This is a genomic window from Micromonospora sp. NPDC049580 (genome assembly GCF_040675595.1).
Lineage (GTDB): Bacteria > Actinomycetota > Actinomycetes > Mycobacteriales > Micromonosporaceae > Micromonospora.
Window position 1 is genome coordinate 1 of record NZ_JBFAPG010000486.1, and the last position, 4,765, is coordinate 4,765.

Annotated in this window: 4 protein-coding genes; 2 read left to right on the plus strand and 2 right to left on the minus strand. The window is 72.5% G+C overall.

Translation table 11 applies throughout. The features are described from left to right. Positions 1 to 162: 162 nt before the first annotated feature. Together AB0J68_RS27465 and AB0J68_RS27470 are read right to left on the minus strand one after the other, a co-directional pair. The gene (locus AB0J68_RS27465) at positions 163 to 1,026 is read right to left on the minus strand and encodes a DUF559 domain-containing protein (protein WP_363941225.1); all 864 of its coding nucleotides are present in this window, start codon (positions 1,024 to 1,026) and stop codon (positions 163 to 165) included. Positions 1,027 to 1,458: 432 nt separating this feature from the next. Then, a complete protein-coding gene (locus AB0J68_RS27470) occupies positions 1,459 to 2,115 on the minus strand; it encodes a helix-turn-helix domain-containing protein (protein ID WP_354857394.1) in 657 nt (218 codons plus the stop codon). A gap of 63 nt (positions 2,116 to 2,178) precedes the next feature. Between AB0J68_RS27470 and cysS the strand changes: the two genes are divergently transcribed. Together cysS and rlmB are read left to right on the plus strand one after the other, a co-directional pair. Further along, positions 2,179 to 3,594 carry a cysteine--tRNA ligase gene (gene cysS / locus AB0J68_RS27475; protein ID WP_363941227.1) on the plus strand — a complete coding sequence of 472 codons (1,416 nt, stop codon included), beginning with the start codon at positions 2,179 to 2,181 and terminating at the stop codon, positions 3,592 to 3,594. Next, positions 3,594 to 4,727: a 23S rRNA (guanosine(2251)-2'-O)-methyltransferase RlmB gene (rlmB, locus tag AB0J68_RS27480; RefSeq protein WP_355064359.1), complete on the plus strand. Its 1,134-nt coding sequence runs from the start codon at positions 3,594 to 3,596 to the stop codon at positions 4,725 to 4,727. Before cysS ends, rlmB begins: the two co-directional genes overlap by 1 nt. Positions 4,728 to 4,765 lie beyond the last annotated feature (38 nt).

The following is a 4,765-nucleotide window of genomic DNA, read 5'->3' on the forward strand; positions in this document are numbered from 1 at the left end:
CGGTCGACCAGGGTCGACCGGGCCTCGCCGTCATCCCAGCCTCCGCGTCGACCGGGTGGCACGCTCGCGGTCGTGATCGGCTCCAGCTCGCCGATATGGCTGTATCAGGTGGACGGGACACCCCCACGTCGGCGAGCTGGAGTCGATCACAGCCTGGGGCGATCAGCGTCGCCAGCCGCGGGAGATCAGGGCCGACCGAACCTCGTTGAGCACGGCAGGGAACTCGTTCTGGAGCCGCCTGCTCGTCACGTGCAGCACCAACCAGCCCGCACCAACGAGAAGGTTGAGTCGTCGGCGGTCGCGGTGCAGTTGCTCGGGGTCGGCGTGCCATCGGCCGTCGTACTCCACCGCCACCCGGAACTCGGGCCAGGCCAGGTCGGGATGGAGCACGAGCCCTCCCGGCAGCCGGATCGGGTGCTGGGTGACCGGTCGGGGGAGCCCGCCCAGGACCAGACGCACCCGTAGCTGCGACTCGGGTGGTGACTGCGCCCCTGCATCGGCGACGTCGAAAATCCAGCACGCGCGTCGTCCGCCGGGCCGGTCGGCATTGGCGGCGGCGACAGCGGCCAGCGCCGCCCGGGTGGTCAGACCGGTCGCGAGCAACGAGTCGACAATTCCGACCGCGCGCAGCGGATCCAACCAGACCGCCGTCTCCCACGCCGCAGATGCCGGATCGGTTCGGCGGAGAGTGGCACCGCCCCGCTCGCCGGGCAGTGCGTTGATCGACGTGGACGGTGGCGCTGGCGTCGGCGGTGACGCTGGCGTCCGCCGGGGCGGTGGCATCGGCGGTGACGGTGGCGTCGACGGCCGTGCGACGGGCAGGGCGTCCATCGCCACGGCCGGCTGCCGCGCGATGGACAGAGCGGGGTTCGGCGTCGCAGCGGGATCGCCATTGACCACGTGCACGTGAAGGCCGCGTTGAGAGTCGACGCGGGCGATCTTCGGCACCAACACGTGCACGTCGTCGTCGAACCCGGCGGCGTGCTCGATACCGTGCAGATAGGCTGACGAGGGCCCGGCGATCATCGCCTGCGGCGGTAGCCGAAGGGTTGCGGCACGGCAGGCCAGCTCGTGTGTGCGTTCGAGGCGCGCGTCTGCGTACACGTCATGGCGAAGTCGGACCCACGACGAGCCGCGCAACTGATGTCTGGTGATCAAGCCCTGTCGAATGACTGCGGAGCCACGAAAAACCTGCCAGGCAAGGGCCGGAGGCCGGTGCGGGTGCGGAGGCATGCGGCCAGCGTCCGACGCTCGAGGCACCTGCCGATACCCCTGTGGACAGCGTCGGATGGTCGCCCTGCAGGTGCCTGTGGACAACCGCCAAGAACCTGACGAACGTGTTATACGGCGAGATCATCACCAGCTCGGCGTTGTGGCGCTATCCAAGGCTTGCGATGACGCCAGGTCGGCGATCTGGAGTCGATCAAGCCTCAGGCCGCCAGGCGGTCGGCGGGGAGGTCAGCGGAGGGCGGCGGTGACGGCTGTGGCGGCGGCGAGCACCTGGGGGCCGATCAGGTCGACGTCCAGCGGGGCGAGCGCGACCACCCCGACGCTGGCCTCCAGACCTGGTACGCCGAGCACCGGCGCGGCCACCCCGTACGCCCCGGACTGCAGCTCCCCGCTGCTGCTCACCGGCTCCGCGGCGCCGCCCCGACCGGCCAGGATCGCCCGACCCGCGGCACCCCGGTCCAGGGGATGCCGCGCCCCGGTCCGGTACGCGACGTGGAACGACGTCCAGCTCGGCTCGACCACGGCCAGGGCGACGCCCTCGCCGCCCTCCACCACGGTCAGGTGTGCCGTGGCGCCGGCCTGCTCGGCGAGCCGGCGTAGCGCGGGCAGCGCCCCCTCGGCGAGCAGCGGCTGGGCGCGTCGGGCCAGGTGCAGCACCCCGGCGCCGAGGCGGAGCCGGCCGTCGCTGTCGCGGCGCAGCATGCCGTGCCCGGTCAGCGGGCCGACGAGCCGGTAGACGGCCGCCCGGCCGATGCCGAGTCGCGTCGCCACCTCGGTGACGGTCAACCCGGCCGGCGCGTCGGCGACCAGGTGCAGCAGTCGCAGACCCCGGTCGAGAGTCTGGGACGTCTCCCCGGCCCGGCCGGACCCCGCCGTCTCATCCACAGCACGCAGCGTACGACCCGGCACCGGCGGGCCCGGACAGGCGCGGACGGCTACCCTTGTACGGTGACGCTACGCCTGTATGACACCGCCACCCGATCGGTGCGGGACTTCGTCCCGCGGGAAGCCGGCAAGGTGGGGGTCTACCTGTGTGGTCTCACCCTCCAGGCGCCGCCGCACATCGGCCATCTCCGCTCCGGCGTCAACTATGACGTGCTGCGCCGCTGGTTGCTGGCCGCCGGCTACGAGGTCACGTTCATCCGCAACCTGACCGACATCGACGACAAGATCCTCGTCAAGGCGGGGGAGCGGGGTCGGCCGTTCTGGTCGATCGCGTACGCCAACGAGCTGGTCCTCGCCGAGTCGTACCGGGCGTTGAACGTGCTGGCGCCCACCTACGAGCCGCGCGCCACCGGGCACATCCCGGAGATGCACGAGCTGATCACGAAGTTGATCGCGGACGGGCACGCGTACCCGGCCACCGACGGCTCCGGTGACGTCTACTTCGACGTGGCGTCCTGGCCGGCGTACGGGTCGCTGTCGGGTCAGTCGCCGGACGCGATGCAGTCGGCGGGGGACGCCCCCGACCGGGGCAAGCGTGACCCGCGCGACTTCGCCCTCTGGAAGGGCGCCAAGCCGGACGAGCCGGCGGACGCGTACTGGCCGTCGCCGTGGGGGCTGGGCCGCCCGGGTTGGCACATCGAGTGCTCGGCGATGTGCTGGCGCTACCTCGGCCCGGAGTTCGACATCCACGGCGGTGGTCTGGACCTGACGTTCCCGCACCACGAGAACGAGATCGCCCAGTCCCAGGCGGCCGGGTTGCCGTTCGCCCGCTACTGGGTGCACCACGGGCTGCTCAGCATCGGCGGGGCCAAGATGGGCAAGTCCGCCGGCAACGCGCTCGACCTGGCGTACGTGGCTTCGCTCGGCGTGCGGCCGGTGGAGCTGCGCTACTACTACGCCGCCGCCCACTACCGCTCGGTGATCGACTACTCGGAGGACTCGCTGCGCGACGCGGCCACCGCGTACCGGCGGATCGAGGGTTTCGTGCAGCGGGCCGCCGAGCGGGTGGGCACCGGGCAGCTCGGTGAGCTGCCGGCCGGCTTCGTCGCGGCCATGGACGACGACCTCAACACCTCCGCCGCGCTGGCCGTGCTGCAACAGCACCTGCGCGACGGCAACACCGCGCTGAGCACCGGCGACGATGTGACCGTCCGCACCACCCTGGCCGCGGTACGGGCGATGCTGGATATCCTCGGCATCGACCCCTTCGACGAGGCCTGGACCGGTGGCGGCAGCTCGAACGATCTGCGCGCCGTGGTGGACTCCCTGATCGCGCTGGCCCTGGAGCAGCGCGCGCAGGCCCGGGGCCGCAAGGACTGGGCCGCCGCCGACGCGGTACGCGACCAGCTCAAGCTGGCCGGCGTGGTGGTCGAGGACACACCCCAGGGCCCCCGTTGGACTATTGGAGAGCAGGACTGATGGCCGGCAACTCGCAGCGCCGTGGCCGGCGTCTGACGCCGAAGGCAGGTGCCCCCAAGGGCACCGGCGGCAAGAACAAGGACTCCCTCGCCGGACGCGGGCGCACTCTGCCCGCCGACGAGCGGCCGTGGCACAAGGGTTACTCGGGCACCGAGAAGCTGCCGCAGCGCACCGCCTGGAAGCAGGACAAGGAGCGCCGGGCGGCGGCCGAGGAGGGGCGTGCCCCGAAGATCGGTCAGCCGGGCAGCAAGGACACCACCTGGGGCAAGGGTGGTGGCCGGGGCGTACCAGCGAGTCGGGGTGGCGCCGCGGGTCGGGGTGGTCGGCCGACCGCCGGCCGGACCGGTCCCCGGGTCGCGCCGGGGCGCAAGTCCAACCCGTCCAAGGACACCCCGGAGCTGCTGGTCGGGCGCAACCCGGTGCTGGAGGCGCTGCGCGCCCAGGTGCCGGCGACGGCGCTCTACGTCGCCCAGGGCATCGACATGGACGACCGGATCAACGAGATCATCCGGACGGCCGCCGACCGGGGCATCGCCAACCTGGAGATCAGCCGCGCCGAGCTGGACCGGATGACCGGCGGCGTGCTGCACCAGGGCGTCGGCTTGCAGGTGCCGCCCTTCGCGTACCAACCCTTCGAGGACATGGTCGCCGCGGCCCTGGAGCAGCAGGCGCCGCTCCTGGTGGCGCTGGACGGGGTCACCGACCCGCGCAACCTGGGCGCGGTGATCCGTTCGGCCGCCGCGTTCGGCGCGCAGGGTGTCTTCGTACCCGAGCGGCGGGCTGCCGGGATCACCGCGACCGCCTGGCGGACCAGCGCCGGCGCGGCCGCGCGGGTGCCGGTGGCGCAGGTCACCAACCTGACCCGGTCGCTGAAGGCGTGCCGGGACGCCGGCTTCATGGTGGTCGGCCTGGACGCCGACGGCGACACCGACCTGTACGACCTGGAGGCCGCTGTCGGGCCGCTGGTGGTGGTGGTCGGCTCCGAGGGGCGCGGGTTGTCCCGGCTGGTCGGCGAGACCTGCGACCTGACCGTGAGCATCCCGATGATCTCCGAGGTGGAGTCGCTCAACGCCAGCGTGGCCGCCGCGGTCACCCTCGCCGAGGTCGCCCGCCGCCGCTCGGTCGAGCTGTAACGACGTCGACGAGGCCCCCTCCCGCACCGGGCGGGAAG